The sequence below is a fragment of the Endozoicomonas sp. ALC020 genome, assembly GCF_049275935.1.
In the GTDB taxonomy this organism is placed as follows: Bacteria; Pseudomonadota; Gammaproteobacteria; order Pseudomonadales; family Endozoicomonadaceae; genus Endozoicomonas_A.
The window spans coordinates 2922065-2944316 of record NZ_CP184830.1; the positions used below are offsets into that span (position 1 = coordinate 2922065).

Sequence of the window (22252 nt, forward strand, 5' to 3'; positions counted from 1 at the left end):
TCGTAAATGTTCAACGATGGCTTTTATTTACCTGTAGTTTGGTACGCTCTGACGCAGACACGGTAAGCTATTTCTATGTAACGCAATTTCGTGACAACCAATAGCAATGGCAGGTTGGTTGAACGAGTGCTGCTGCTTATTTCCCAGCCAGCCAGATATAAAATTGGCTTTCTGATATTCCAAGGCCAATGATAGCGCCAGCGTGGAGATTGTTAAGGTCGGTCATTGTCATAGCCATAAACCTCTCAACATCTCCGATGCCATTGTTCAGGCAGAATTGTTCGATAAGTTGAGCCGCATCTTGACGGTGTAAATTATCACGGATGACCTGACCCATGACCTGTTTTCTCAACTGTCGGTGTTGGACTCGGAAGGCATCGATCTCACCCAGTGACTTTTTGACAACTTCGTACTGATTGCAGGAGCGAAGATAAGCCCAGGCAAATAGATCCAGCATAGGGCTGATGTCATTAAATTCATAAATTGCCAGCAGTGCGGCAATATAGTCATCGCGGGGGACATCGGTAAAGCTTAGAGGGCATAGATTCTGCCTGATAAATGGGATATTACAAGTCAGGCGAGAGGTGCGCTTATTGACATCTTCAAATGCCTGCAAGTATGAAAGATGCACCAGAAGAAAGAAGCTCTGTTCGAATGGGTCTTCTATTTTATTGGCTTTGACCAGTATCAGTTCCAGCATTTCTCTAAGGATATGAGGGTTTTCGAGAGGCGTGTAACTTGATTTTCCTATTTCGACGGTTACTGTTCGGATGTTACCGCAACTCTGTGGATTTGCCAGTAAGTCCTGGGAGAGGAGGTTGTGCAGGTTGAATAGAGTAAAACTGTCGAGTTTGATCAATTCTGCATTTTCAATGAGAAACAGAATTGCTTCTTTGTGATTCATAATCATCACGGTTTCTTCATGAATTTTTCCATCAGCCGTAATGCCATTTTCAATCAGCTTCTGAGTGTCAAGTTTTGAGTAAGTATTTCCCTCAAGTCGACTTGAGTTGTAAGACAGGTCAATCAGAAGTCTCTGACATATCTGACGGGCATAGGTGCCAGCGGCTAACTGTTGATCAAAGCGTTTACCTTTCAGGAATAGTTGTCTGCGAATGTCATAAGGGACATAACTTGTTTCGTTAGGGACATAAGCTTCGATAAATTCCCTGTTATAGGACACTCTCGTCCGGGCATGCAGCGGTGTTTCCAGCAAATAAAGAGCATTCTGGCTATTGGGGCTGAAAATTAAGCTCGATTTGTCCTTATTTTGTCTCTTACTATCGGTTCGGGAAAGATGAGTCGGATAGTACTTTGTTGTTCTTTTGTTTCCTTCTTTTGCAATAACTCCGTTAGCACAAAGGCTGTTTAACCGTCTCTGTAATGTCTTGTTATTTATAGAAAAAGAAAGTAGATCTGAGATCTCCTTTCGAGCCAGACCACTTGAATTCAGCTCTATAACTTTAATGATTTCATGAAGTTGATCGCCAATACTTAACGTCATCATTGTCTCTTAAATGTGTCCCTTAAAATCCTATTCGGACAATTATAGGACATGTAAAGGACAAATAAAGGAGATTCTGGGACGTTTAAAGGCAGACTGACCTTAGACCGCAAATTTCATTTGAAATGAGCCTGAAAGACAATGGAATAAACGCCTCCCGTCACTCTGACAAATGCGTCATTTTCATGCATTGGACGAATGTATAACTTATCGCCAGAACTGCTTCTTTGCACATCGCTAAGAGCGGTTGTGATCATTACGTGCCTGGGCTCTGTTGCAGGCTGTTGTGAGTTAAGAAATGTTCCTGCACTTGCGAGGTTATATAATCCCTCCGTGGTAACAAATGGTGTTCGTTGATTGTCACTGAGCTGCTTATAATATGCAGCTAATGGAGAGTCTGGTACTTCGAAGGCTTCATGGTGTAGATAGTGGTTCCCATCGTTTGTTCGTATCAGAAACCTTGTGAATATAGCCTGCCTGATGACAGCTATATAGTTCACCATTCCTATTGGCTTATCTATTAGAATTTTTCTTATTTCACCTTGATTGTTTTTGTATTCAAACTGATTGTTAGAAATCTTTTTTATTTCAGCAGCAGTAGAAATAAACGAGATAAATAAAAATATTATCATTGATCTTTTCACTGTGATTCTCTCTTGAAAATTTTACTTTGATTCGGCCTCGATCACAGTTAATCAACATTAGCACAAATACACTATTCAAGCAGTCACATAGTAAATGCTATCTGCTCATTCGCTGCGCCCAGCCGATCGTATAAGGCGGCTGAAGCAGGCATTATATTTTTCTACCAATTATCGAGAAAGGTAATAATATGAAGAAATGCTTTTTTGAGGAACGAGTTGATGGAAACAGCTTGCTATGTCTGTGTTAAACAGCAACCGGCTCAGGAGAAAAGCCCTCTTTTTTAAACTTGAGAGGTTTAGAGATAAAACCTTCAACAGACGACTGACTACAGGTAATAAAAGACTCACTGAACATTCACGAGACATCAACAACCTCATGATGTAGTCTACGGTGTCAAGCTTGATGCTCTTGAGGAGTTGCTGTGGCGGGAAATAATTTCACAAAATTTATAGGTCGAAAAGGCAAGGTTTATAACGCTCGCTGGGAGGTGGCATTTGACCGCATCCTCACGCCTTTTGAAGAATTTATCCATCGTCAAACGACCAGCGGTATCCTTCTGATGATCTGCGCTGTCATCGCTCTGGTGATCGCGAACAGTAATCTGTACCCCCTCTATGAACAGATCCTGAAAACCTACGCCGGAGTCTCATTCGGCGACGGTGGTCTGAAGATGTCTGTTCACCATTGGGTCAATGATGGCTTGATGGCTTTTTTCTTTTTCCATGTTGGTCTCGAACTCAAGCGTGAATTCCTTGTCGGTGAGCTTTCCGACCTCAAGCATGCCGTATTGCCTATCATGGCGGCGATTGGTGGTATGGTGGTGCCCGCACTGATCTATGCCGGTATCAACCCGAGCGGTGTTGCTGCAGACGGCTGGGGCATTCCAATGGCAACGGATATTGCTTTTGCTGTTGGTACTTGTGCGCTGCTGGGTGGTCGTGTTCCTAAAAGCCTGATCACCTTCCTGGTGGCCCTGGCCATTGTGGATGACCTGGGCGCTATCATGATCATTGCCGTCTTCTATACCAACGAAATCAATCAGCTTGCTTTGCTATGGGCTGCAGGATTTACTGCATTATTATGGGTTCTCAATGCTTCCGGTATTCGTAGTCCATTGCCTTATCTGCTAATAGGTGCGGGCCTCTGGTTTCAGCTCTACGAAGCAGGTATTCATGCGACATTGGCTGGTGTTATTACCGCTTTTGCCATACCGGCAAAACCCAAATACGATCCAGTTGCATTCAGCTTTCAGGTAAAAAATCTGATTCGACGATTTGACCGGAGTTACCGCCCTGGTGAAGATGTTCTGCGAAATGAAAAAGTGCTGGCTTACGTTCGGGCTCTGGGTAATGGTGCCCGCCTTGCAGAAGCTCCACTGCAGAAAATAGAAACGGGTCTGCACCTGCCTGTTACCTATATCGTCATTCCTATTTTTGCCTTGGCTAACGCCGGTATACCCTTTAATGTATTCTCCGGGGATACCGAGATTTTCAATAACGTCACTCTGGGTGTTACTCTGGGTCTGGTATTAGGGAAGTTAATTGGTATTGCCGGTGCTACCTGGGTAGGCTGGAAACTGGGATGGGGTGATTTGCCACATGAATGTAACTTCCTGCATATTGTCGGTGTTGCCTTCCTGGGCGGAATTGGTTTCACCATGTCTATCTTCATATCAGAGCTGGCATTTGCTGGCAGCCCCAATGATCTGGTACTGGCAAAAGCAGGGGTTCTGATTGCCTCCCTGATCGCGGGTATTGCAGGCTTTATCTGTTTGACTAAAGCTTCTCCAAAGGCTGATGAAAAGGCTACTGCTGAGCAGGCTTGAAGTCAGACTATTATCTGAGAACGAATAACCCGGAGTTGGCTCCGGGTTTGTTTTTTAGGGATATAGTTACGGCTCTCGCCATTGCAACATAATTCCTTGAAAGTGTTGTTCAAAGACTCGCAATATACGAAAGAGTTTCTGGATGGCGCTGGACCAGCCTAAGCAGGGTAACGACCTGACCATTGGGTACACTGCGCCCTTGCTCCCAGTTCTCCAGGGTGCGGACAGAGGTATGCAGCAAGCGTGCAAACACGCCTCTGGACATATTAAACGTTTCACGAATACCGACAATCTCATCTGGTGAGATGCTCAACTCGCCTTTATCGTCTACCTGATGGCTTCTCAGCGTCAACTTACCTTCTGAGTGCTCCCTGGCTTCAGCAAGAGCAGAGCTGAGTTCCGAGAATAAATCACGATTGCTCATTACGCCATGCCTCCATAAATAGTCTTAACTTTTTCCTCTGACTGGCAGTCAGGTCTGTCATTTCATTTTTGCTGTACAGGGTCAGCAGATAAAAGCGCTGATGTTCATCCAGATAATAATAAATGACTCGTAAACCACCGCGTCTGCCTTTACCCTTGCCAGCAAAGCGCATCTTACCCCGGAGGCATAATTTTTAATGCTAACACGTTACACAAAAGTATAAATTTCTCAGCTGCTTGAAATATTTTAGGATTTGCATTTGCCGCTGATGCAGATGCTACGAAGTAAAGAAAAAGTAATGTTAATAACTTCCTCATCATAAACTGCCTTTATCGATGGTCAGAGCGTTTCAAGGTAGCATTTTTTTTGAGAAATATGACAGCGGGGTATTCCTTTATGCTATAGCCTCTCCAGTGGTGGGACGAGAAAAGCCAGTTTTTGTCGTCTTTGTGTCAACAATGTCATTAAATAGTCATTTGTAACCGTTATAAAAAGCCCTGATCAAATTGAATAAAATCAGGAATCTCAATGGAACTGAAACTCGCTCGCAACGCTATCACTCTGGCAGCTCCCTTCATTTTGGCTGGCTGTTCAATGGTTCAGGAAAACGTTGAAGTTTCCCATCCCACCATGGAGCCGATCGCTCGATATGCTTCTGGCAGTTACCATAAAGGTGCTGCAGAGATTGTGGCCTGGCATAAAGCCAGTCAATCTATCTATGTTGTCAACGCCCTTGATAAAACCGTAGATATTCTCAGCGGTAAATCATTCAAGGGGCAGCCACTGGCTAATCCGACCATGGATTCCAATATACTCAAAATTGGCAAGATCAATCTTGAATCCAGTATTGACGGCATGAAGCTGGGCACCGCCAACAGCGTTTCTGTTCATGGCGATCTGCTGGCTGTTGCTGTTGAAAATAGTGACAAACAAAAGAAAGGCGTTGTCATTGTTTATAAGCTCGATTCTGAAGGTGGCGCTGTATTCAGTGACTATAAGGTTGTAGGTGCACTGCCTGATATGGTGACCTTTACGCCCGATGGAAAATACCTGCTGACAGCGAACGAAGGTGAACCCTCATCGGATTACAAAATTGACCCGGAAGGTTCAGTCAGTGTCGTCAAGGTTACCTCTGAAGGCAAACTGGAAGAACCACGTCATGCTACTTTCACTGCTTTCAACAAGGGGTACTCCAGAAACAGTGAGCTGCCAGAGGATGTCAGGGTTTTTGGTCGTGATGCTTCTGTGGCTCAGGATCTTGAGCCCGAGTACATAGCCGTTTCTGATGATTCCAGAACAGCGTACGTCTCTCTGCAGGAAAACAATGCCCTGGCATTGGTTGATATTGCCAATGCTCGCATTGATTCTATTGTTCCCCTTGGTTACAAGGATTATGGTCAGTTTGCGATGGATGCCAGCAATAAAGACGGTGGTGTGAATCTGCAAAAATGGAGTGGTGTCTATGGTATGTATCAGCCAGATACCATTGCTACCTATTCCGTAGAAGGTAAAACCTATGTTGTAACAGCCAACGAAGGTGATGCCAGAGATTATTGGTACAAAGCTGCTTCTGAAGCTCAATGTCTGGCTTCTGGTGGTCTGAAATACGATGATGAAGACGGTTGCCTGGGGTTCACAGAAGAAGTTCGTACCAAAAAGGTTAAGGTGGCCCTGGAGCATCCTAACGCTGAAGCAGCCAAAGACCAGAAAAAGCTGGCTCGTCTGAAAATTACCAACACTCTGGGTGATTCGGATAACGACGGCAAGTTTGAAGAACTTTACTCCTACGGAGCACGCTCATTTTCTATCTGGAACGAAACAGGTGAGCTGGTCTATGACTCAGGCAGCGACTTTGAAGAAGTGACGGCTGCTGTGCTGGGTAAACACTTCAACAATAATGACGAAGAAACCAAAGGTGATAACCGCAGTGACGACAAAGGCCCTGAGCCAGAGGCATTGGCTGTGGGTGAGATTGATGGACGTCAATATGCGTTTATTGGTCTGGAACGAACCGGCGGTGTCCTGATGTACGACGTGACTCATCCTGAAAAAGCCAAGTTTGTCAGCTATGTCTACAACCGTGATTTTTCAGTTGATACTGAGAAAGAACCAGAAAAAGCGGGGGATGTTTCTCCGGAGGGTATGAAGTTTGTAGAAGCCACTGACAGTCCAACTGGAAAGCCTTTATTGATAATCGGTCATGAAGTCTCTGGTTCTACACTGGTATATCAGGTAGATTGATTAGACGTGCCTTTCGGTAGATTATTATCGTTTTTGTCTTCAAAGGGTTGAGGGTTGCCAGAGAATTTCCGGCAACCCTTGTTTAAAGTGAAGCTCTGTTCAGATGACGGTGATTTTTTCGACTTCTATCTCGGTTGTTTCAAAAGCACCGCTTTCTACTTCGCCCAAAATCTTAACTTTGGTCTTTTCATTGATCTGCACCTGAGGCATGTCTCTGGATTCAATCTCTACCTGAATGCTGTCGTTGCCATCTGAAAAGGTGTAGGTTTCATCGTCGATTTTGTTGGTCAGGTAACCGGTAAGTTCCACCTGGGAGTCATCAACCGGGTTTTCGATGATGGAAGCAACATCATTGATCCTGGGTGTGCTGATGGGGCCGGTGTATTCAGCAAATGCGTTGCCAGTGGTCAGTGCGATCGTTGAAGCAGCGAGGAAAGCAGATAGTGTCTTATTCATGGTTTCAATCTCCGGTTTTCTTTCGAAATGGGTATTTGTGTAAAAGGTGGGCTTAGATTAATCGAAAGCAGTTAACCGGAAGATGAGTGAATCATTAAACTTTTTTCATAAAAGAAAAAACTGTGGCTTCAGGGGCCAAGCTTCCAGGTAGTAACCGGCAGTTTATAGTGCTCCAGAACCTGTTGTAAGCGTTCCCAATATTCATGGTCGGATGGTTTTCTCAGAATCAACACAATCCCAGCCTGTTTTTTGGTCAGCATTCCATAGGCAAGAGACTGGCCGATGGCTTCAGGCCATTTGTTGGCAAAATCCATTTCGATGGCGTGAAGGTCAGTTATGCAATCGACACGTCTACCGTCGTCGAGTCTGGCTTCAACTTCTCCGCCTCTACCTTCGCACCAGACCTTCTGATACCAGAGCTCGGGTTCCGATGCCCAGGCCAGATTGACAAGCAGAAGCGATAAAAAAATCGTAAGGAGGCGCGGCAGTGTCGTTAACATGTGCTCAATCCATTGAGTCAATGTTTTAACGCTACCTGTCACGGCTGCTCAGTGCAATGCTTTAAGACCCAAAGGGAATTATCTATCGCCTTCCGGGAGAGGAAAAGCACCTTGATGACAGAACGAGTTAAAAATCCAAGTATTCATACGGAACTAAAACCAAATTTAAGTATCTAATATTGTTGAAAGCAACTGAAAATATAATAGGAGGTCTTTGATATGAATAGTCTTAACGGTGATATAAGAACAATATGTCAAGATACAAAACATTGTGAAAGCAACACTCCAAGCACTCTAAATTGTGGAAATGCTTCTGGTAGGTCATGCACGCAGGCAGGGCTGGAAAGAAGTAACCAAATAAACTGCCATCTCTGTCGAGAACAATTATCTGGTGATGATATAGAGATAGAACAAATTCCATTGCAGAAACGCATGGTAACTATTTTGGAACGAACTACTAAATTTATTTGCGAGACTGTTGACATGTTTGTTCACCCAACTCTCTCGCTTACTGTTGGGATTGCTTGCGGGGCTACCGCATGTGCAGCTGCAGCAGTTGCAGATGAGGGCCATATTGGGAGTGGCGCGCCTATGTTTGCTGGTTTTGCTACCGAAGGTTTCTTGGCTACTTATGCTCAATACTATGGAATGACTGTCGATTATGCTACGGGTATTGCCACCGGTATTGCTAGTGGTGTTGCTACTTATGCCGTTATGGGAAGCCCCGGAGCTTTCTGTTTAGCTGCCGTGTCTGTTGTCGGGGTTGTTGCCAATTATCACGTAAGAAATCATTAAAATGATTTGCTGAGCTATTTTGAGAGCATATTCTCCTGGCTGATCCCTCAGTCACTGCTGCCAGATTTAATTGACGAGAGCCATGAACAAAAGAAGGAAGGAGCCATTTCTGTTTTCAATAGACAATGGCTCGGAGGAAAACAAAGTTAAAGGATGGCACCCTTGATGTCGTCATCTTTACGATCCAGATAGTGGATAGACTTGATACGATGGATCATACAGGATTTACCACGAATCACCAGTGTTTCGGTTTCTGCGATATTACCTTGGCGGGAAACACCTTCCAGCAGGTCGCCCTTGGTAATACCGGTGGCCGGGGTGGCGTCAGCCAGTAAAGCAAGATCCTGTTGATGTCCTGCCTCATCGCCCTAAAGGGGATTATCTATCGCATTTCGGGAGAGAAAAAACACCTTGATGACAGAACGAGTTAAAAATCCAAGTATTTATAAGGAACTAAAACCAAAAATAAGTATCTAATAATGTAATAAGCGAAAAAGTATAATAGGGGGTTTTGCTATGAATGGTGATTGCAGAGTTGATGATATTAAGTGCGCAATATGTTTTGACACAGCAAAATGCGACAGCATCGAACTAAAATGCGGGCATGCTTTTGGTAAATCATGCATGCAGAAATGGTTGGCAAGGAATGACAAAAAAAACTGCCACTTCTGTCGAAAAGAATTAACTGATATTGATTTAAAAAAGATAGGGAAAATTCCATTGCATGAACGCATGGTAGTTATTTTGGAAAGAACTATTAAATTTATTCGCGAGACTGTTGACATGACTGTTGACATGTTTGTTCACCCAAATCCCTCGCTTCTTGTTGGGATTGCTGGCGGGGCTACCGCAACTTTAGCTGCAGTAGTTGCAGATGAGAACGATGCTGGGATTGGCGCTTCTATTTTTATTAGTTGTACTATCGGCGGTTTCGTGAGTATTCATGAATGGGAGCGTCAATTGACTGTCGAACTTGCTACTGGTTTTGCTACTGGTGTTGCTACTTTTGTCTCTATGGGAAAGCCCGCAGCTTTCAGTTTAGCTGCCGTGTCTGTTGTCAAGCTTGCTGCCAATTATCTTGTAAGAAATCATTAAAATGATTTGCTGAGCTATTTTGAAGCATATTCTCCTGGCTGATCCCTCAGTCACTGGTGCCAGATTTAATTGACAAGAGCCATGAACAAAAGAAGGAAGGAGCCATTTCTGTTTTTCAATAGACAATGGCTCCGAGGAAAACAAAGTTAAAGGATGACACCCTTAATGTCGTCGTCTTTACGATCCAGATAGTGGATAGACTTGATACGACGGATCGTACGTGATTTACCACGAATCACCAGTGTTTCGGTTTCTGCGATATTACCTTGGCGGGAAACACCTTCCAGCAGGTCGCCCTTGGTAATACCGGTGACCGGGGTGTCGTCAGCCAGTGAAGCAAGATCCTGTTGATGTTCTGCCTCATCGCCCTAAAGGGGATTATCTATCGCCTTTCGGGAGAGAAAAAACACCTTGATGACAGAACGAGTTAAAAATCCAAGTATTTATAAGGAACTAAAACCAAATATAAGTATCTAATAATGTAATAAGCCAAAAGTATAATAGGGGGGGTTGCTATGGATGGTGATTGCAGAGTTAATGGTATTATTGAGATTAAGTGCACAATATGTTTTGACACAACAAATTGCAAAAGTATCAAACTAGAATGCGGACATGCTTTTGGTAAATCATGCATGCAGCAATGGTTGGAAAGGAATAAACAACAAAGCTGCCGTATCTGTCTAAAAAAATTAACTGATAGTGATATAAAACAGATAAAAAAAATTCCATTGCAGGAACGCATGGTAACTATTTCGAAAAGAACTCTTAAATTTATTCGCAAGATTAGTTACACGTTTGCTCACCCAACTCCCTCGTTTTTTATTTCGGCTGCTGGCGGGACTGTAGGAGTTGCAGGTGGAGTAATTGCAGATGACGTCCGTTCTTCCGGGGCACTCGCCGCTGCCATGGTTGGTGGTGCTATCAACACTTTCTTGGCTACTCAGCTGCGTGGAAAGACTGTCGATGTTGCTACTGGTGTTGCTACCGGTATTGCTAGTGGTGTTGCTACTTATGCCGTTATGGGAATCCCTGGAGTTTTCTGTTTAGCTGCCGTGTCTGTTGTCGGGGTTGCTGCCAATTATCTCGTAAAAAATCATTAAAATGATTTGCTGAGATATTTTTTGAAGCATATTCTCCTGGCTGATCCCTCAAGCACCGCTGCTCAGATTTAATTGACAACAGTTGCGAATAGAAAGAAGGGGGAGCCATTTCTGTTTTCAATAGACAATGGCTCGGAGGAAAACAAAGTTAAAGGATGACACCCTTAATGTCGTCGTCTTTACGATCCAGATAGTGGATAGACTTGATACGACGGATCGTACGGGATTTACCACGAATCACCAGTGTTTCGGTTTCTGCGATGTTACCCTGGCGGGAAACACCTTCCAGCAGGTCGCCCTTGGTAATACCGGTTGCCGAGAACACCACGTTATCAGAACTGGCCATATCATCCAGACGCAAGAGAATGCCGGGCTCAATACCCATTTCTTTACAGCGGCTGCGTTCAACATCACCGGCAGCCCTGTTTTCAGGCGTATCGCCTTTGGCTTGATCGCGGGTCATCAGACGACCTTGCATATCGCCACCCAATGCACGAATCACAGCTGCCGATACTACGCCTTCGGGTGCACCGCCGATGCAGTACATCATGTCGACTTCGCTGTCGGGCATACAGGTCAGAATAGAGGCGGCTACATCACCATCAGGAAGGGCAAAAACCTTTACGCCCATTTTTTGCATCATCTCAATGGCGCTGTCGTGACGAGGCTTGGCCAGTGTGATAACGGTCAGATTTTCTATGGGCTTGTGCAGTGCTTTGGCGACATTATGGATGTTTTCTTCAAGGCTAAGGTTCAGGTCGATGGCGTTTTTCGCGCCAGGACCGGCAACCAGCTTTTCCATATACATGTCGGGCGCTTTCAGGAAGGAACCTTTATCGCCAGCAGCCAGAACGGCCACAGCATTGTTCTGACCCATTGCAGTCATGCGGGTACCTTCAATAGGATCAACGGCAATATCAATACTCTCGCCCTGACCCTTGCCGACTTTTTCTCCGATGTAGAGCATGGGGGCTTCGTCGATTTCGCCTTCACCAATGACAATCTCGCCATCCATCTGAACTTTGTTGAGCATGGCTCTCATGGCTTCAACTGCTGCACCGTCAGCCGCATTCTTATCGCCTCTGCCAAGCCACTTATAACCAGCCAGGGCTGCCGCTTCGGTCACACGTGAGAATTCAATCGCCAGTTCGCGTTTCATGGTAATCCTGAGGGTGATCTAGGGTATGGGCGGGACTTTATCACAACTCTGACATCCGGAGTGAATCGCAATAATCGGGATTTTACTCCGCGAGCTTCACTTTTACACGATTTGTGTTATCCACAGACTTGACGCAATTCCCAGCATTCCGTAAAATTTCGCCGCTTTATATTGCCCCTAGCTGTATTTGAAAGGGGTTGGTAGATGCCGGTTTTTACGCCGGCTTTTGCCGTTGAAGCAAAGAATCTTCTGCGCACTCCTCTGACGCAGCTGATTCTTACTTACTTAGAAACGACTGGAGTTCGCCAATGGCAACAATTAACCAGCTGGTTCGCAAGCCTCGCAAGCGTAAGGTCAAAAAGACCGACGTTCCTGCGCTGCAGGCCTGCCCACAGCGTCGCGGTGTATGCACCCGTGTTTACACTACTACCCCCAAGAAGCCAAACTCTGCGCTGCGTAAAGTTTGTCGTGTGCGTCTGACCAACGGCTTCGAAGTGACTTCCTACATTGGTGGTGAAGGTCACAACCTGCAGGAGCACAGTGTTGTTCTGATCCGTGGCGGTCGTGTAAAAGACTTGCCCGGTGTTCGTTACCACACCGTTCGCGGTAGCCTGGATACTCAGGGTGTTAACGACCGTAAGCAGGGCCGTTCCAAGTACGGTACCAAAAAGCCTAAGTCTTGAACTGGTTGCTTGAAACCAGTGTCCAGAGACTAGACTTGAGAACGCTCAGTAGAGCAAGAATTTAACAGTAGGTTGATAAGAGTAAGGTCAGGAGTTTTTTCCTGAGCTACCTGAAGGCCGAAAAGAGGGCTTATCAATGCCAAGAAGACGCGTAGTCGCCAAGCGCGAAGTACTGCCAGATCCAAAGTTTCATAACAAGACTCTGGCAAAATTCATTAACCATGTGATGGTTTCCGGTAAAAAATCTGTTGCCGAGAAAATCGTCTATGGCGCACTGGACAAAGTTCAGGAGCGTACCAGCAAGGACCCTCTGGAGCAGTTTGAAAAAGCGCTCGAGTCCATCGCTCCTGTGGTAGAGGTAAAGTCCCGCCGCGTCGGTGGTGCTACCTACCAGGTACCTGTAGAAGTTCGTCCAAGCCGTCGCACAGCACTGGCTATGCGCTGGCTGGTTGACGCTGCGCGTAAGCGTGGCGAGAAGTCTATGGATCTTCGCCTGGCCGGCGAACTGATGGATGCTGCCGAGAACAAGGGTGCCGCTGTCAAGAAGCGTGAAGACGTGCATCGCATGGCTGAAGCTAACAAAGCGTTCTCTCACTACCGTTTCTAAGTATCAGAGGATTGAGTCGTGGCCCGTAAAACCCCTATTGACCGCTATCGCAATATTGGTATTTGTGCCCATGTTGACGCGGGTAAGACAACGACCACTGAACGTGTATTGTTCTACACCGGTCTGAGCCACAAAATTGGTGAGGTGCACGACGGTGCAGCTACTATGGACTGGATGGAGCAGGAGCAGGAGCGTGGTATTACCATTACTTCTGCTGCTACTACATGTTTCTGGCGTGGTATGGATGCTCAGTTTGATGAGCATCGTGTAAACATTATCGATACTCCCGGACACGTTGACTTCACCATTGAGGTTGAGCGTTCCCTGCGTGTACTGGACGGAGCTGTCGTTGTTCTGTGTGGTTCCTCTGGTGTTCAGCCTCAGACTGAGACCGTATGGCGTCAGGCTGACAAGTATGAAGTACCTCGTATGGTCTTCGTCAACAAGATGGACCGTACCGGTGCTAATTACCAGATGGTAGTCGATCAGCTGCGCGATCGTCTGAACGCAAATGCTGTTCCGATGCAGATGACGATTGGCTCTGAAGACGAGTTCAAAGGTGTTGTCGATCTGGTTAAGATGAAGGCGATCATCTGGAACGAAGCTGACCAGGGTATGACCTTCAACTATGAAGACATTCCTGCCGAGATGGCCGATGTCTGTGCAGAAATGCACGAATACATGGTTGAAGCAGCTGCCGAGTCCACTGAAGAGCTGATGGAGAAGTACCTTGAAGAAGGTGAACTCTCCGAGGAAGAAATCAAGGCCGGTATCCGTGCTCGCACCCTGGCTAACGAAATTATTCCGGTATTCGGCGGCTCTGCATTCAAGAACAAGGGTGTACAGGCCGTTCTGGATGCTGTTATCGAATACATGCCTTCTCCGAAAGAAGTTAAGGCCATTGAAGGTATTCTGGACGACGGTAAAGACACGGTAGAAACCCGTGAAGCTGACGACAATGCTCCGTTTGCTGCGCTGGCGTTCAAAATTGCTACCGACCCATTCGTGGGTACCCTGACCTTCATCCGTAGTTACTCCGGTACCCTGAATTCCGGCGACACCGTTTACAACCCTGTTAAGGGCAAGCGTGAGCGTGTAGGTCGTATGGTTCAGATGCACTCTAACAACCGTGAAGAACTCAAAGAGTGTCTGGCGGGTGATATCGTTGCTCTGATCGGTATGAAGGACGTGACCACTGGCGACACTCTGTGCGCCATGAACAGCGTTATTACTCTTGAGCGTATGGAATTCCCGGAGCCTGTAATCTCTGTTGCGGTTGAGCCAAAGACCAAGGCCGACCAGGAGAAGATGGGTATCGCTCTGGGTAAACTGGCCCAGGAAGATCCTTCTTTCCGTGTTCATACCGACGAAGAGAGTGGTCAGACCATCATCTCCGGTATGGGTGAGCTGCATCTGGACATCATCGTTGACCGTATGCGTCGCGAGTTCAAGGTTGAAGCGAACATTGGTAAGCCACAGGTTGCTTACCGTGAGAAGCTGAAAGCTACCGTTGATGCTAACCACAAGTTTGCCAAGCAGTCTGGTGGTCGTGGTCAGTACGGTCACGTTGTGATTGAGTTCTCTCCGGCTGAAGAAGGCGAAGAAGGTCTTCAGTTCGTCAACGAGATTGTTGGTGGTGTTATTCCGAAAGAATACATCCCGGCTGTTCAGAAGGGTCTGGAAGAGCAGATGCAGAACGGTGTTATTGCCGGCTACCCTCTGCTGGGTCTGAAAGCTCGTCTGTACGATGGTTCTTACCACGATGTTGACTCCAACGAAATGGCGTTTAAAATCGCTGCTTCTCAATGTCTGAAGAAATACGCGCCACAGGCTAACCCTGTTCTGATGGAGCCCATGATGAAGGTTGAGGTGGTAACACCTGAAGACTACATGGGTGACGTTATGGGTGACCTGAATCGTCGTCGTGGTATTGTTCAGGGTATGGAAGATACACCTTCCGGTAAGGTTATTAACGCTCAGGTGCCACTGGGTGAAATGTTCGGCTACGCCACAGATCTGCGTTCAGCAACTCAGGGGCGTGCTACATACTCGATGGAATTCAGCGAGTATGCCGAAGCTCCCGCCAGCATTGCTGAAGCGGTCATTAAAAATCAGGGTTAATAGTGTATCTGCGGTGTTCTAACAGGCATAAAGGGCTGTTAGAATGCTGCACGAGAATCACTACCCCGAACCATTGATATTTATCTAAGGGTCAAGAGAAATGGCTAAGGAAAAATTTGAACGTTCGAAGCCGCACGTAAACGTCGGCACCATCGGTCACGTTGACCACGGTAAAACTACTCTGACGGCTGCACTGACTCGCGTGTGTGCAGAAGTATGGGGTGGCGAAGCTAAAGACTTCTCTCAGATCGATAACGCTCCTGAAGAGCGTGAGCGTGGTATCACCATCTCTACTGCTCACGTAGAGTACGACTCTCCTAGCCGTCACTACGCTCACGTAGACTGCCCAGGACACGCCGACTACGTTAAGAACATGATCACCGGTGCTGCTCAGATGGACGGCGCTATCCTGGTATGTTCCGCTGCTGACGGCCCCATGCCTCAGACTCGTGAGCACATCCTGCTGTCTCGTCAGGTTGGCGTACCTTACATCGTGGTATTCCTGAACAAAGCTGACATGGTAGACGACGAAGAGCTGCTGGAACTGGTTGAAATGGAAGTTCGTGAACTGCTGGACACTTACGAGTTCCCGGGTGACGACACGCCAATCATCACTGGTTCTGCCCTGATGGCTCTGGAAGGTAAAGACGACAACGAAATGGGTACTTCCGCTGTTAAGAAGCTGGTTGAAACCCTGGACGAGTACATCCCTGAGCCAGAGCGTGCTATCGATCAGCCGTTCCTGATGCCTATCGAGGACGTATTCTCCATCGCTGGTCGTGGTACCGTAGTAACTGGCCGTGTTGAGCGTGGTATCATCACTGTTGGTGAAGAAGTAGAAATCATTGGTATCAAAGAGACTACCAAGACTACTGTTACCGGTGTTGAAATGTTCCGTAAGCTGCTGGACGAAGGTCGTGCAGGTGAGAACATTGGTGCGCTGCTGCGTGGTACCAAGCGTGAAGAAGTTGAGCGTGGTCAGTGTCTGATCAAGCCAGGAACTGTAACGCCTCACACCAAGTTCGAAGCAGAAGTTTACATTCTGTCCAAGGACGAAGGTGGTCGTCACACTCCATTCTTCAAGGGCTACCGTCCTCAGTTTTACTTCCGTACCACTGACGTGACCGGTGCTGTAGAACTGCCAGAAGGCGTTGAAATGGTAATGCCTGGTGACAACATTAACTTTGTAGCTACCCTGATCGCTCCAGTAGCGATGGAAGACGGTCTGCGCTTCGCTATCCGTGAAGGTGGTCGTACTGTAGGTGCTGGTGTTGTTGCCAAGATCATCGAGTGATATTGAATCGCTGGTAATCTAGACCACCCTATAAAAACCCCGGACTTGTCCGGGGTTTTTTTGTCTTTAAGCCGCTGGCTTTCCTGGTGGATGGGTGAAAACCATCTCAACGAATTGCGAAACCATGGCCCACCTGTTCGAAGAAAAAACTCAACCGGGCCTCTAGTTTATCTCGATTTGCCGACCGTCCCTGCCAATGGTTGAACTTGACAAGGTTAACAATATTGCTAACCTCACCTTATGAAAAAATTAACTTGGCACATCCATTTCTACAGTGATCGAGTCGCCAAGGACATGGATAAGCTGCCTGCCGGGATACTGGCTGATTTCATTGATCTTCTTGATCAGGTTGAAGTTCACGGTCCAAACCTTGGTGAACCTCATACCAAACCAATGGGGTGTGGGTTATATGAACTTAGGGCTAATGGATCTGAAGGAATAGGCAGGGGTCTTTTTTGCAGTGTGAAAGGAAACCATGTTGTTATTTTGCATGTGTTTCAGAAAAAAACTCAAAAAACATCTAAAAGAGACTTAGATCTTGGATATAAGCGGATGAAGGAGGTGCAGCATGGCAAACTTAAGTTATAAAGCATTTCGCAAGAAGGCGCTTGAGCGCGAAGATGTTCAAGCTGCGATGGAAGAAAAAGCAGAGTTCTTTGCACTCCGCCGTGAACTGATTCGAATGCGGCAGGAAGCTGGAATGACCCAGGAAGACATTGCCCGGGCAATAGGTACACAGAAAACCAGTATCTGCCGTCTCGAAAGTGCCAACAGTAAAACGCTCCCGAGTCTGGGTATGCTGAAAAAATATGCACAAGCCACCGGACACAAGCTCAACATCACTTTTTCTCCTTTGTGACACTTCCCTTGGTTTAATGCTGTCGTTTTAATGATGACAGCCAACTGGTTTTCAGGTGTCCATTTGTCTGGATTTTTGTCGTCTTCAGTCACAGGTGCTCCTTGTGATCTTCCTTTCTTGCGCTTTTCCAACCTCGAGAGTAATAACTAAGGCATGGATAAAAAGGTTTCATTTGATTGAAACATATCCGGAGTAAGGTGATGCCAGAAAATGTCGTTGGTTCAGGTCGATTCTAGTTGGAGATGACCTTATGAAAAAATGGATGACTGGTCTGGCTCTGGCGTCAGTATCTGTTGTTAGTAACACTTCTTTGGCTAATTCTCCTGAGGAGTTGACTGTTTACACGGCCTTTGAAACAGATCTGCTATCAACATTCGAAGAGGCTTTTGAGAAAGAGCATCCGAATATCACAATCAACTGGGTTCGTGATTCTACCGGAGTAATCACTGCCAGAATACTGGCAGAAGGCAAAGGAACTCCTGCTGATGTGGTATGGGGGCTGGCTGCTTCGTCTCAGGCTCTTCTGAAAAATCAGGGCATTATTAAAGCCTATACCCCGGAAGGTGTCTCCGAGCTTAAATCCGGCATGGTGGATCCGGAAAGCGATAAAGCCTGGTACGGACATGATGCTTTTTTTAATGCGATCTGTTTCAACAGCGTAGAGGCTGAAAAACTGGGTCTGCCAAAACCTGAAAAATGGGATGACCTTCTGAACCCGGTTTACAAAGGGCATATTATCATGCCTAATCCAGCCTCTTCCGGCACGGGTTACACTCAGGTGGCTGCCTGGCTGCAAACCATGGGTGAAGAAAAGGGCTGGGCGTACATGGAGGCTCTGGATAAAAATATTGCCAAATACACTCACTCTGGTTCCAAGCCTTGTGTTGAAGCAGCCCAGGGAGAAACGGTGATTGGTATTTCATTTGCTCTGCGTGGCGCTAAATTGAAAACTCAGGGCGCACCAATAGATCTTGTGATGCCTCAGGGTGTTGGCTGGGATCTAGAGGCAGTTGGTCTGGTCAATACAAGCTCCGATGCAGCAAAAGCACTGGCTGACTGGTCGGTATCTGAAGAAGCCAATGAGCTTTACAACACGGTTTACCCGGTTGTCGCTCACAAGGATGTGAAAGGCGAAGTCAAAAATTACCCCGATGTTGAAGCTGTCATGGCTGACGTTGATTTTGGTCGTATGGCCAATGAGCGCGATGCCGTTCTTAAAGAATGGTCCGCTAAGTTTGAGTTTAAGTCAGAATAATAATACCCATCGCCAAAACACTTAATAAAAGTAAGGCTGTGGTTTTAAGGGGATGCCATGCTTGAGCTGTTCAACGATCACCTGTTTTTCCACGATAAGCCATTTCATTACTTCTGGCTTCGCGATAACTGTCCTTGTGATCAATGCCGACATGAGTCGGGGCAAAGGCTGATTGAGGTCATGGACGTGCCTATGAATATCAGGCCAGAAGCGGCAGCTGTCGTTGATATTGGTGTTGATAAAAGCTTGCAGATTCTCTGGCAGGATGGTCACCGGTCAATCTATCCAGCAAGTCTGCTTATCGCTGAGGCGTTTGTCCCTGAAACACCAAGTTTGTGGGGAGGGGCTTTGCAGGCTGACAGTATTCGTTTTGACTACAACGCCATAGACGATCCTGAGATTAAACGACAGTGGATGCAAGCCATTGAAACCCACGGTCTGTCATTTCTCTACAATGTGCCAGCTCAGGCAGGGCAGGTGCTCAAGGTTGTCGATCATTTTGGCTACGTCCGTGAAACCAACTATGGCCGTTATTTTGAAGTAATAAGCAAAGAAGAGCCGGAAAATCTCGCCTTTACGCCCAGGCCGCTGAGCCTTCATACGGATAATCCTTACCGTCATCCAGTGCCAACACTGCAATTGCTGCATTGCCTTGAGGCTGCGCCGGAGGGTGGCATCACTGCTCTGGCGGATGGTTTTTATGCGGCACAGTTGCTGAGACAGCAGCATCCTGAATACTTCGCTCTGCTTTCGACAATTACCCTGCATTACAACTTCAGTAGTGATAGCACCAGTTTGTCGAGCAGTGGCCCGGTGATTGAGTTGGGTTGCGAGGGTGAAATCATCGGTATTCGTATTAACAACCGTTCGGTCCAGCCGGTGCGCCTGCCATTTGAAAAAGCCAGAGACTTCTACGAAGCCTATCAGTGTTTTATGAATCTTCTTCACAGTGAAGCCTGTAAATATACCTGTAAGCTGGCTCCGGGCGAATTGATGATGTTCAACAATCAGCGGGTTCTGCATGGTCGTGAAATGCCAGCCCGGGGTAAACGACATCTTCAGGGTGCTTATGCGGATATTGATTCCCTGCGCAGTGAACTTAAGCGAATGAATTGATCCAGAAGAAAAGATTATTGAAATGAGAGTTATTGATTTTATCCGCACACAATATATCGAGAATGGTCATGTTGCTTATGGTGAGCATATCTCAATGGCCAATCATATGTTGCAGTCAGCCTTTTACGCTGAACAGAGTGGCAGCTCAAAGGAAGTAGTCGTTGCTGCTTTCCTTCATGATATTGGTCATTTGTTGCATGGTCTCCCGGAAGATATTTCCGATCATGGCATTGATGGCTTTCATGAAGATATTGGTGAGCGTTGTTTAAAAGGTTATCTGCCAACACTGGTCACAGACTGTATTCGACTTCATGTTCAGGCAAAGCGATACATGTGCACACTCAAGCCTGCCTATTACGACAAGCTTACCGAGGCTTCGCGGGAGTCACTTGCTGTACAAGGTGGTCTGATGAGTGATCAGGAGGTCACTGCCTTTGAAGCGGAACCTTATTACAAAGAAGCTATGCGAGTTCGGGTTTATGATGATATGGGCAAGCAAGCCGAGCTGGAACATCCTGATCTGGATTACTACCTGAAGCTGACTGAAGAGTGTTTGGTGATGACTGAGATGCCTGCTCCCGATAACACATTGAGCATATAATAAAGTCGAAGACGAAATTCGTAAAGCCGAGCTGCAAGGTGAAGAAAAAAGGAATACCGCCAACGGAGGGCCAAGCATCTGACGTGTAGCCTTCGCTGTGTCCCAGCGCGGAGAAAGAACTGGTTTTTTGCTGGACAGAAGAGGGAAGGGGATAATGACACTGTGTTCTAGACGTAATTGTCAGTTTTCTTCTTACAGGTAGTGATTCATCTCAGTACTTCATCGATGTCCTTCAGCGCATCATTTTTCATTTTTCAATCAGCTCGAGATATTCGAGTCGAGTCCGTTAAAATCCGGTCTCGACAAGTTGGGGTGAATGCCCTTGGCTTTAACGGTTGCTTTTTGTGCCTCATTCTTCTGATTCTCTTTTGCTTGGTACTCTTTATTAACTAAAGCGGTTTTGTTTCATCCTAATTCCATATTGCACCCTTAAGATGTTAGTAATCCTAACATTTATGTAATTGAGTAGATTGCTACAGATCAATATCATTCAGTACAAGTTCATTGAGGAAAGAACTATTAAGGAATAAATACTCATAAATCTATACAAATGGAGGTGTAATATGCATTTAGGTCAAATCGATTATTCTGATGTAACGGGTCAGTATCAAGCGCCATATCAAGCCACTTTAACAGACAAAAATGAAGCAAGTCTTTCTGGTAAGAAAGTAGCTATCGTAGCACCCTTTAATGAGGGTTCTCATGTGCCTGTAGGGGATAAGGGATATGAGGGTCAGCCATTGCAAGCCAGAAAAACCAATCGTGCTCTGGCCGCATTGTCAGCGCTGGCGCTGGGCGTTGCATCAGTGTTACACGTTATGCCAACTGCCACGTCCGTTGGGGCTTTCACAGCGGGTTCCATTGGTGCGGCGGTTGGAGCGTTAGCGGGGCCACAAGGTCTGTTTGCTGGTGCTGTTGCTGGTGTCACTGTTGGATCTTTTATAGGATTAAGCGTGACAGCCTTTTTTACCCCCTATTTGATGGCAAAGGTTTACAATGCGGTCCTGGATGTAACGAATGGCAATGGCTTTGAACGATCAAAGCTTGCTGACAGGGTTGTGGCTTATTATGAGGGGGAAGCTTCAACATCAAAGGCATAAGCCTGATGCGATCCTAAACAATAAACCAAAAATCACTGCGATCCCCGCAGTGATTTTTTTATCCGCCGTTTTTCCAGTTTTCTCTTGCCGGGTACACTTAATTAACTAAATCAGTTTTGTTTGAGCCTGATTTCGAAACACTGATGGGTTGTGCCCAGGATCAAAAGTAACCAATAAAAATATGAACCTGGCACTTCCAGAGGGCAGAATAGTAGATGTCAGTCAATTGGGCAGCTAGCTAAGTTAAGTTCTAACGTCCGATATAGCCTTAGCACTTTAGTGCTGTCGTATATATTTTTAGCGTGATCGTAAAGGCCAGGTTGGCAACTTGCTCAACACTCCTTAGCAGTTTTCCTTATCTCATTACTCGTTCTATTAGGTTATCATGCCGTCTTAACTACGCGTGCGGTGGCTGAAACAAGTGTCGAATTATTTTTCGTCAGGCACTTGTGTTGACTTTAAGTTTTGTGCTTAGTAGAATTCCGCGTCCTCTTTTGTCTGGGTGGCATTGTTCACCGGACTTAGTTCTTTATTGATAGATGGTTACAACAAGATGAGTCAAGCTCAGCAGATTCGCATTCGTTTGAAGGCTTTTGATCATCGTCTGATTGACCAGTCCACGCAGGAAATTGTTGATACTGCGAAGCGAACTGGTGCTCAGGTGCGTGGTCCAATCCCTCTGCCAACCCGAAAAGAACGTTTTACGGTTCTGATCTCTCCACACGTAAACAAAGATGCGCGTGATCAGTATGAGATTCGTACTCATAAACGTCTTCTCGACATTATTGAGCCCACCGAAAAGACCGTTGACGCACTGATGAAGCTAGACCTGGCAGCTGGCGTTGAAGTGCAAATCAGTCTCGGTTAATAGC

24 protein-coding genes are annotated in these 22252 nt (G+C 46.3%); 16 read left to right on the forward strand and 8 right to left on the reverse strand.

Features of this window, described 5'->3' with window-relative positions:
* Window positions 1-136 precede the first annotated feature (136 nt).
* Both ACOJUO_RS10520 and ACOJUO_RS10525 read right to left on the reverse strand, forming a co-directional pair.
* Complete coding sequence (locus ACOJUO_RS10520; RefSeq protein ID WP_422139765.1) at window positions 137-1507, reverse strand: Fic family protein; 1371 nt, start codon at window positions 1505-1507, stop codon at window positions 137-139.
* 113 nt (window positions 1508-1620) lie between these two features.
* Window positions 1621-2148: a hypothetical protein gene (locus ACOJUO_RS10525; protein ID WP_422139766.1), complete on the reverse strand. Its 528-nt coding sequence runs from the start codon at window positions 2146-2148 to the stop codon at window positions 1621-1623.
* 422 nt (window positions 2149-2570) lie between these two features.
* Here ACOJUO_RS10525 and nhaA point away from each other — a divergent pair, with 422 nt between their 5' ends.
* Window positions 2571-3974 carry a Na+/H+ antiporter NhaA gene (gene nhaA, locus ACOJUO_RS10530; protein WP_422136669.1) on the forward strand — a complete coding sequence of 468 codons (1404 nt, stop codon included), beginning with the start codon at window positions 2571-2573 and terminating at the stop codon, window positions 3972-3974.
* A 109-nt stretch (window positions 3975-4083) separates the two neighbouring features.
* Here the strand turns inward: nhaA and ACOJUO_RS10535 are convergent, their stop codons facing one another.
* Window positions 4084-4398, reverse strand: a complete 315-nt coding sequence (locus tag ACOJUO_RS10535) for a helix-turn-helix domain-containing protein (protein WP_422136670.1) — start codon at window positions 4396-4398, stop codon at window positions 4084-4086.
* Window positions 4399-4926: 528 nt separating this feature from the next.
* Between ACOJUO_RS10535 and ACOJUO_RS10540 the strand changes: the two genes are divergently transcribed.
* Complete coding sequence (locus ACOJUO_RS10540) at window positions 4927-6639, forward strand: choice-of-anchor I family protein (protein WP_422139767.1); 1713 nt, start codon at window positions 4927-4929, stop codon at window positions 6637-6639.
* A 99-nt stretch (window positions 6640-6738) separates the two neighbouring features.
* Here the strand turns inward: ACOJUO_RS10540 and ACOJUO_RS10545 are convergent, their stop codons facing one another.
* Complete coding sequence (locus ACOJUO_RS10545) at window positions 6739-7095, reverse strand: YgiW/YdeI family stress tolerance OB fold protein (RefSeq protein WP_422139768.1); 357 nt, start codon at window positions 7093-7095, stop codon at window positions 6739-6741.
* Between the two features lie 128 nt (window positions 7096-7223).
* Window positions 7224-7595, reverse strand: a complete 372-nt coding sequence (locus ACOJUO_RS10550; RefSeq protein WP_422136673.1) for a hypothetical protein — start codon at window positions 7593-7595, stop codon at window positions 7224-7226.
* A gap of 219 nt (window positions 7596-7814) precedes the next feature.
* Between ACOJUO_RS10550 and ACOJUO_RS10555 the strand changes: the two genes are divergently transcribed.
* Window positions 7815-8390 (forward strand): hypothetical protein, encoded by a 576-nt coding sequence (locus ACOJUO_RS10555; RefSeq protein ID WP_422139769.1) that lies wholly within the window; start codon window positions 7815-7817, stop codon window positions 8388-8390.
* A gap of 146 nt (window positions 8391-8536) precedes the next feature.
* Here the strand turns inward: ACOJUO_RS10555 and ACOJUO_RS10560 are convergent, their stop codons facing one another.
* Window positions 8537-8722, reverse strand: coding sequence for a fructose-bisphosphatase class II (locus ACOJUO_RS10560; RefSeq protein WP_422140066.1), 186 nt, complete (start codon window positions 8720-8722; stop codon window positions 8537-8539).
* Between the two features lie 184 nt (window positions 8723-8906).
* Between ACOJUO_RS10560 and ACOJUO_RS10565 the strand changes: the two genes are divergently transcribed.
* Window positions 8907-9485: an RING finger domain-containing protein gene (locus ACOJUO_RS10565; RefSeq protein WP_422136675.1), complete on the forward strand. Its 579-nt coding sequence runs from the start codon at window positions 8907-8909 to the stop codon at window positions 9483-9485.
* Between the two features lie 146 nt (window positions 9486-9631).
* Here the strand turns inward: ACOJUO_RS10565 and ACOJUO_RS10570 are convergent, their stop codons facing one another.
* On the reverse strand, window positions 9632-9817 hold the full coding sequence (locus tag ACOJUO_RS10570) for a fructose-bisphosphatase class II (protein WP_422137064.1): 186 nt from the start codon (window positions 9815-9817) through the stop codon (window positions 9632-9634).
* 183 nt (window positions 9818-10000) lie between these two features.
* On the opposite strand from ACOJUO_RS10570, the gene ACOJUO_RS10575 reads away from it, so the two are divergent.
* A complete protein-coding gene (locus ACOJUO_RS10575) occupies window positions 10001-10585 on the forward strand; it encodes an RING finger domain-containing protein (protein ID WP_422139770.1) in 585 nt (194 codons plus the stop codon).
* Window positions 10586-10733: 148 nt separating this feature from the next.
* On the opposite strand, the gene glpX is transcribed toward ACOJUO_RS10575, so the two are convergent.
* Window positions 10734-11744: a class II fructose-bisphosphatase gene (gene glpX, locus ACOJUO_RS10580; RefSeq protein ID WP_422136677.1), complete on the reverse strand. Its 1011-nt coding sequence runs from the start codon at window positions 11742-11744 to the stop codon at window positions 10734-10736.
* 308 nt (window positions 11745-12052) lie between these two features.
* On the opposite strand from glpX, the gene rpsL reads away from it, so the two are divergent.
* From rpsL to rpsJ, 11 genes are all read left to right on the forward strand, one after another.
* Window positions 12053-12427 (forward strand): 30S ribosomal protein S12, encoded by a 375-nt coding sequence (gene rpsL, locus ACOJUO_RS10585; RefSeq protein ID WP_034841716.1) that lies wholly within the window; start codon window positions 12053-12055, stop codon window positions 12425-12427.
* 136 nt (window positions 12428-12563) lie between these two features.
* Window positions 12564-13034 (forward strand): 30S ribosomal protein S7, encoded by a 471-nt coding sequence (rpsG, locus tag ACOJUO_RS10590; protein WP_252177337.1) that lies wholly within the window; start codon window positions 12564-12566, stop codon window positions 13032-13034.
* Window positions 13035-13052: 18 nt separating this feature from the next.
* On the forward strand, window positions 13053-15155 hold the full coding sequence (gene fusA / locus ACOJUO_RS10595) for an elongation factor G (protein WP_422136678.1): 2103 nt from the start codon (window positions 13053-13055) through the stop codon (window positions 15153-15155).
* Between the two features lie 100 nt (window positions 15156-15255).
* Window positions 15256-16449: an elongation factor Tu gene (gene tuf / locus ACOJUO_RS10600; RefSeq protein WP_257254328.1), complete on the forward strand. Its 1194-nt coding sequence runs from the start codon at window positions 15256-15258 to the stop codon at window positions 16447-16449.
* A 240-nt stretch (window positions 16450-16689) separates the two neighbouring features.
* Complete coding sequence (locus ACOJUO_RS10605; protein ID WP_422139771.1) at window positions 16690-17037, forward strand: type II toxin-antitoxin system RelE/ParE family toxin; 348 nt, start codon at window positions 16690-16692, stop codon at window positions 17035-17037.
* The gene (locus ACOJUO_RS10610) at window positions 17018-17308 is read left to right on the forward strand and encodes a helix-turn-helix domain-containing protein (RefSeq protein WP_422136680.1); all 291 of its coding nucleotides are present in this window, start codon (window positions 17018-17020) and stop codon (window positions 17306-17308) included. The genes ACOJUO_RS10605 and ACOJUO_RS10610 overlap by 20 nt, the downstream gene beginning before the upstream one ends.
* 250 nt (window positions 17309-17558) lie before the next feature.
* Entirely contained in the window at window positions 17559-18563 is a 1005-nt protein-coding gene (locus tag ACOJUO_RS10615; RefSeq protein ID WP_422136681.1) for a putative 2-aminoethylphosphonate ABC transporter substrate-binding protein, read from the forward strand.
* A 57-nt stretch (window positions 18564-18620) separates the two neighbouring features.
* A complete protein-coding gene (locus tag ACOJUO_RS10620; protein ID WP_422139772.1) occupies window positions 18621-19679 on the forward strand; it encodes a TauD/TfdA family dioxygenase in 1059 nt (352 codons plus the stop codon).
* A gap of 22 nt (window positions 19680-19701) precedes the next feature.
* On the forward strand, window positions 19702-20280 hold the full coding sequence (locus ACOJUO_RS10625; protein WP_422139773.1) for an HD domain-containing protein: 579 nt from the start codon (window positions 19702-19704) through the stop codon (window positions 20278-20280).
* A 563-nt stretch (window positions 20281-20843) separates the two neighbouring features.
* The gene (locus ACOJUO_RS10630) at window positions 20844-21380 is read left to right on the forward strand and encodes a hypothetical protein (protein ID WP_422139774.1); all 537 of its coding nucleotides are present in this window, start codon (window positions 20844-20846) and stop codon (window positions 21378-21380) included.
* Between the two features lie 553 nt (window positions 21381-21933).
* Entirely contained in the window at window positions 21934-22248 is a 315-nt protein-coding gene (gene rpsJ / locus ACOJUO_RS10635) for a 30S ribosomal protein S10 (protein WP_034841731.1), read from the forward strand.
* Window positions 22249-22252 lie beyond the last annotated feature (4 nt).